The sequence below is a fragment of the Vibrio sp. B1-2 genome (assembly GCF_963888445.1).
Lineage (GTDB): Bacteria > Pseudomonadota > Gammaproteobacteria > Enterobacterales > Vibrionaceae > Vibrio > Vibrio anguillarum.
This window is the reverse complement of sequence record NZ_CAWPJH010000042.1, coordinates 236,038-242,254: the sequence shown is the minus strand read 5'-3', so window position 1 is coordinate 242,254 and position 6,217 is coordinate 236,038. Positions and strand designations below refer to the sequence as shown.

The window sequence follows — 6,217 nt, the reverse complement described above, 5'->3', positions numbered from 1 at the left end:
ATCATTAATTATGTTTAGAGCTTGAGAAACATCCATAAAAAAATCCAAGTGCATTAAATACACTTGGATTTTGACAGCTCTGAAGGATCGTTCAACCGATCACTTTGGCCTTAACTGATCGGCATTAACTGTGGATAGGTGAATAATTTGATGCAGTCAGTAGATGGAGAATTCAAACAGCTTCCAAATAAGGAAGCTGTTTGAATAAGTAAACAGCCTGTTTACTCGGTTAGTTCAAGAAAATAGCCAGTTGTGATAGCGCTCCAGCGCGAAGCACACCATCGGCCGTATCTTGCGGTGCGAGAAAGGTTGTGTGTGTACCACTGTCCATTTTTACGAAGACTTTAGACGTATTAGTGATTACATCAGAGGGTATTGCGTTGGATAATCCCAATAGCGTTGCTAGGGGTTCGGTGCCTGCACGTGTATTTGTGACATTGTTAGGCACACTCTCGTCTCCCGCCACTTGCAGTAAATAAGTAGGGATTGTCGCGGTTCCACCACTGATTAGGTAACTTGCGTTTGTGTATGGATCCATAGTATCGAGCAAGGTTTGAGTCGCGTAGGTAAATTGATCCAACTGACTTTGCAGTGCCGCTTTGTCTGAGGCAGAGGCTGTGTTTTCAAACGTGGTGTAGCAAACTTTCTCTGTTAACCCTGGACAGTATTGGTCGGCGAATGCTTTGTATTTGGGGCTCGCACTTAAGGCGAGATTATGTTTAATGAGTGGGCCATAGTTTGCTGAACCCATTAACAAGTTACCGATTTGACCACCTGAGTTTGCAATGGCCATTCCAGAGAATTTATACAGCGCATCACCACTAGCATCACCGATAGTGCGGTTCGCGTTCGCGACAGCGCTTAAGCCGACGATTCCTCCCAATGAGTGGCCAAGGAATTTTGGTGGTGTCGTCGCGGTATTGTCTGCGTTTGCTAATTGGGAACCAACAAACAACCCTGCACTTTGTGAGTAAGTAATGGCCGCACGCAGCCCCATGATATCTAAGATACTCTGACGCGTGTTGTCACGAGCGACGGCCAAGTTGTTCAAATTGAGGTACGCTAGAATATCGGCATTAGCTGAGCGCTGTGCATCTAAACTGCGAGCACCATGCAGTGGTTGATCAATGGCAATCACGGCGATACCAGCATTGGCTAAATGTGCTGCTGTGAAGTACGCATCTTCTTTAACAGAAGTTATACCGTGTTGGTAAATCACGATCGGCCAGTTTGTTCCCGCGTTAGGAGTAAACAGTAAGAAATCAACGTCTTCTAACGATTTCACCTTAGGTACAGGGCTATAGCGTGTAATGATGCGCTGAGGATCGAGTGGGCTGCCATCAGACTTTGTGAGGGTCAATCCCACTAGCTTAAGCTGTTCACTTGGGCTGGTTGCTAGTTGAGTCACGTCGATATTGTTAGCAATGAGCTGATTGGCGATGGTGGCTTTTTCATTGTCATCTGCCAAAGCATTTTTAATCAAGGCTAAACTTGGCATTGCTGATTCAAACGGCTGTGAGTTCCAGTTGCTTCCTTTCTCTAAATAATAAGGGAGCTTAACCGTTCCAGTCGTGACATTAACGTTATAACTGCTGGTTGTGTATTCATTTTCAATAAACGCTTTAGCGGTTGTTTTTTCTGCGCCAATGTAAGTTTGAAAATTTGCATCGTTATTAAGTGCGGTTACAAAATCGGTTGTAGCACCAAAGCTCATGGTGTAAGCGGCGCTCAAATTAAGGTTGTTTGGGTTCGCACCTTGCTTCCAAATGTTGCCAATATCTGTCGTTGCAAGGCCTGCGGCGGTGGCGCCTTTCACACTGTAAAGTGTCTGACCAACAGATTGAGTACTAAACCACGTTGAATAAATAATCTTGGTTTGATCCACCCCTGCCAAAGCGAAAATGCTTTCCACGCCTTGGGTCACTTTTTGTAATGCCCCTAGCTTATCATCGGTATAGATTTTCACTTTGGACTTCAACGCGGCGTAGCTGCTGGATGTGCCTGCAATATTGCCATTTACATCGGTAATCTCATCTGTCACGGCTAAAATATATTCACTGGCAGGGTTGAGCGCTTTGTTTGGCACGATCGCAATTTTATCGCTGCTGGCACTGGCGATGGCAGCAAAGTCGGTGTTCAATGTCAGCACATTTTTAACCGCTGGGCTGCCAATCATACTGTCGGTCAGCTCAATTAAATAAATACCGTTAGAGATAAGACCGTCAGCCAATCCTACGCCTTCAAAGTCTAGAAACAGTGGCATTGATGTTGACCAACCATCCATGGTGCCCATAGCGGCGACTGGATTGGTTAAGGCGTCATCACCCTTGGTTGGAATTTCTAACGTGCCGTCTTTGGCATTCATGAGTGCAAAAGAGGGCAGTGGTACATTTGCGTTTGCGCCACTGAGCGTGAATTTTATGCTGGTGTCGCGTTTTAACGCGTCTTGAATGTAGGCTTCGTAAGTGGGTGTTGTGTTTGCTCCCGAACTGCTCGTTTCATCACCACAACCGACTAACCATAACGCAGAGCAGAGCAGCGATATTTTGAATGTTGTTTTAAGCATGACTTATCCCTGAGTTTAGTTGAATGTGTAGTTAAGTTGAATAGCGCTAAGGTAAGCAGTCCCTTGCGATTCAAACGTCAATGTTTCATTGAGTTTGTTGGTTTCGGTAAACGTGCCGCTTTTACTTTTCACCAGTGCAAAACCCGCATCAATGGATAGCGAGTCGCTGATCACGTAGCTCACGCCCGCTGAATACCAATAACGGTCGCTATCTGGAATACTCAATGTGGCTTCGCCAGCTTGTTCATCAAAAGCAAAACCGGCGCGTAATGTCCAAGTCGAGTTTAATTGATAAGTTGAACCCAATGACCAACGGCCACTGTCTTCATACTTTTCAGACTTATAAAAACACTCTCCGTTGGTACATTGTGATGATGTTGCCTTTAACTCTTTGAATGAACTCCAGTCGGTACGTTGGTACCCGTAATGCAACGCCACGCTATCCGTGAGTTGGTGAAATGCGGAAACTTCCCACATCGCAGGTAGCGTGATTTTTAAACGTCCTTCAACAACAGCGTTTGTTGCAACACCTGAGCTATAGCTTGAAAACTCACCATCATCAAAATCCAGATCAACAGCAGAGCGGTAAGCAAAACCGACACGGTGGTTTTGGTTGAACTCATATAAGCTACCTATGTTCCAGCCCAAAGCTATGGTTTCGCCAGTCATTCCGACTAGGTTGTCAGAGGCAGAGCCGCCAGTAAATACGGCTAAAGCACCTTTATGTCGTGTCAGTTTTGCTTCGGCATAGACGAGGTTAATACCCGCAGCGAGACTAAGCTGTTCGTTAACACGGTAGGCAATATTCGGGTTTAAATTGACAGAAAGAAGAGAAGTATCGCCTGCAAGATCGCCTGCATAAATATCATTAGGGTAGTCTGTAGCTACGCCGTAAGTAGTGAATATTCCCATCCCCCAAGCCCATTTTTCATTGATTGGACTGACGTAGTAAGCCGCGGGAACGACTTGCAGTGGCGCAACATCGTTCATTTTCTGTTGGTTTTTCACATCATATACATCAACCTCTGGGTCAACGATGGACAGTGCACCAGAAAACTGCGTCGTATCAAACCGTGTCATGGCTGCGGGGTTGTGAGCAATCACACTCGCGTTATCTGCCACCGCTCCTTCACCAGAGAAAGCACGTCCTAGCCCTGAGGCTGAATGCTCTGCCACTTGGAAGCCTGCAGAGTGAACATTAAACGCTGTCAATATTGATAGCGCGAGTAGCGTGCGGGGTTTGATGATCATTCTCGACCTCCTAAGGCCTTGTTATGGTAATGGCATTGCAATGCGAGATGTTAATTTTGTGTTGCTGATATGTCAAAGAAAATGATGTCTTTATTTCAATTAGCGGCGAATGATAGTGTGTAAGTATTTGTAAATCAAATGAAAAGTTGACAGTTTTGGTATGACCAGTAGAGTTGTGCTTATTTGGCAGGGTAATTGGTTTAGCTTGTGCTAAAGTTAATTTTTATGCTTCAACACGTTCATAATATTGATGTTTTGGTGGGTGAGTTTAAATTATTTGACCAAAAAATGGTGAAGAAACAGAGGCAGTCACTATGGTGTTTGCAACTACCTCTGTGGTGGGTTTAACGGCCAACAAAAGCAATAACGACACGGTCATTATTTAACGTTCTAGAGAACAGATAGGCATTTTTCTGTTCAATCTCATGATGAATACCTGCGCCAATGGCAGGGTGCGATTGACGAAATTGGCCTAGCGTTTGCCAATGCTTCAGCAGCGCTTGTCGCTCTTCATCCAGTGACCACACCATGTCAGAACGCGTGCCTTGGTGAAAATCATCGGCGTAAGGGCCAACTTGACGTGCGACTTCATCACCGTAGTAAATTTGCACCGCACCCGGTGCGAGAAGCAATGCATTGGCGGCATTACGCTGCATTTCAAAGGAGTTAAAACGGCTAAAAAACAGCTCGGTATCGTGAGAAGAGAGGTAGCTCACGGGGGTAAAATCTGGGTATTTCGCTAGCGTTTGCGCGTAGTCGCGGTACACCATCGCCATTTGGCTTAAGCAGGCTGCGCCTTTATCGACTCTTTTTTGCATATCAAAGTTGATCAGTGCATCAAAGCCATCATCAAAATAGGGGCTGCGGTAAGCTGAATGGCCCCATACTTCGCCCATCATCCAAAAGGGTTGCCCTTGCTGCCCGTTTTGCTCACGCCAAGCATCTAAACTGCGTGATGCCTCGCTTTTTAAGCGTCGCCATACCTCGCCTTCCACATGTTTTACGGTGTCGACGCGGTAACCATCAATACCAAAGCGTTTTACCCAATCGGTTTGCCACTCAATTAAGTAATCGGCAACGCTATACTGTTCGCGCGCTACCACGCGAGTGCCGGGGTTATTAAGTAGCCACTGCGGCGGCGTCACCGCTTGTGTTGATTCAGTGCGAAAATCCGGTAAGCCGGCCAGCGTCATCGTGATATCGCTAGATCCGGGTTTCTGGTAGCCGGGCAACCCAGCGCGAACCCAATCCTTGCCCCACCACAGCGACCAGTTGGCGCTTTGATAATCAATGGATTGATTGTAGCTGTGCCAGTTTTCTTCAGCTTTCGGCATCCAATCAACCCATTTTTGCGGTAAATTTTGGGGATTAACCACCTCAATCTGATCAAATTGCAGGTCAGCCAAGGTGGCGTAGCCGGAATGGTTGAGCACCGCATCGAGCAAGATTTTTATGCCTCGTTTATGCGCTTCAGTGACCAGCGTTTTGAGATCCTCCTCATCACCAAAATTTTGATCGATCTTGGTAAAATCACGCGTCCAGTAACCGTGATAGGCATAAAAAGGGAACGAGCCACTGTCACCACCGCCGACAAAACCGTGCACCTGTTCCACAATCGGCGAAAGCCAAATCGCGTCGGTGCCTAAGCTTTTGATGTAATCGAGTTTGGCAATCACACCTTTTAGGTCGCCACCGTGGAAAGTGCCCACTTCTTCTTTGCCATCTTTTTTACGGCCATAGCTATTGTCGTTACTGGGGTCACCATTGTTGAATCTGTCCACCATCACAAAGTAAATCGTGGCATTGCGGTAGGTAAAGGGTTCGCTGGCGGCATCCGTTGCGGGGGCAAGCAGCACCAATCCACCACTGGTTGGTGACGGCATTAAGGTGACTTGGCTATTTTTCACGCTGAGGATTTGGCCGGTAAATGTCTCTTTTAGTCGTGTGCCATCGGGGAACGTATTGCCCAGTTGTAAGGTCACTTCACCGCCTTGGTACTGCTCGCACGAAACACTCGGTATCGGCCGTTTAAATTTGCTAGTAGTGGATTTTTTGGCTTGTCGGACAAAGGTTAAGGTCTGCTGCTCGTCGTCATAAGCGAAGGCGTAATCGCCAGTGAAACGTATCGTCAGCGGCAGTTCGGTTTCTTGTCCACAATTGAGGGCGATGGGCGCGTTGAATTTGATGCTCTGCTGAGCTGGCGCGCTGCACTGGCCCTCAATCCCTGACACTTTTATTGTGTAGCTTTCTTTGGTCAAGGGAATGACTAAAGGCGTTTTCGCATCCAGCGGAAAGTCGCGGCTAGTCGTGGTGGTCGAAATGGTCAGATTGGGCGCGGCAAACACAACAGGCGCGGCAGCGCAAAGTGCGAGTGTTAACGTGGAGAATTTCATGCTCTAT

General features: G+C 46.9%; 3 protein-coding genes. All 3 read right to left on the bottom strand.

Translation table 11 applies throughout. From position 1 onward, the window contains the following. Positions 1-229: 229 nt before the first annotated feature. Positions 230-2,566, bottom strand: coding sequence for a VolA/Pla-1 family phospholipase (locus AACQ75_RS15740; protein WP_170889024.1), 2,337 nt, complete (start codon positions 2,564-2,566; stop codon positions 230-232). Positions 2,567-2,581: 15 nt separating this feature from the next. Next, complete coding sequence (locus tag AACQ75_RS15735) at positions 2,582-3,817, bottom strand: outer membrane protein transport protein (RefSeq protein WP_019282643.1); 1,236 nt, start codon at positions 3,815-3,817, stop codon at positions 2,582-2,584. A gap of 344 nt (positions 3,818-4,161) precedes the next feature. Further along, on the bottom strand, positions 4,162-6,210 hold the full coding sequence (locus AACQ75_RS15730; protein WP_170889023.1) for an alpha-amylase: 2,049 nt from the start codon (positions 6,208-6,210) through the stop codon (positions 4,162-4,164). Between the last annotated feature and the right edge of the window lie 7 nt (positions 6,211-6,217).

Coding starts and splice junctions, on each gene's coding strand:
- AACQ75_RS15740 (WP_170889024.1), bottom strand. CDS start 2,566: ATGCTTAAAACAACATTCAAAATATCGCTGCTCTGCTCTGCGTTATGG.
- AACQ75_RS15730 (WP_170889023.1), bottom strand. CDS start 6,210: ATGAAATTCTCCACGTTAACACTCGCACTTTGCGCTGCCGCGCCTGTT.
- AACQ75_RS15735 (WP_019282643.1), bottom strand. CDS start 3,817: ATGATCATCAAACCCCGCACGCTACTCGCGCTATCAATATTGACAGCG.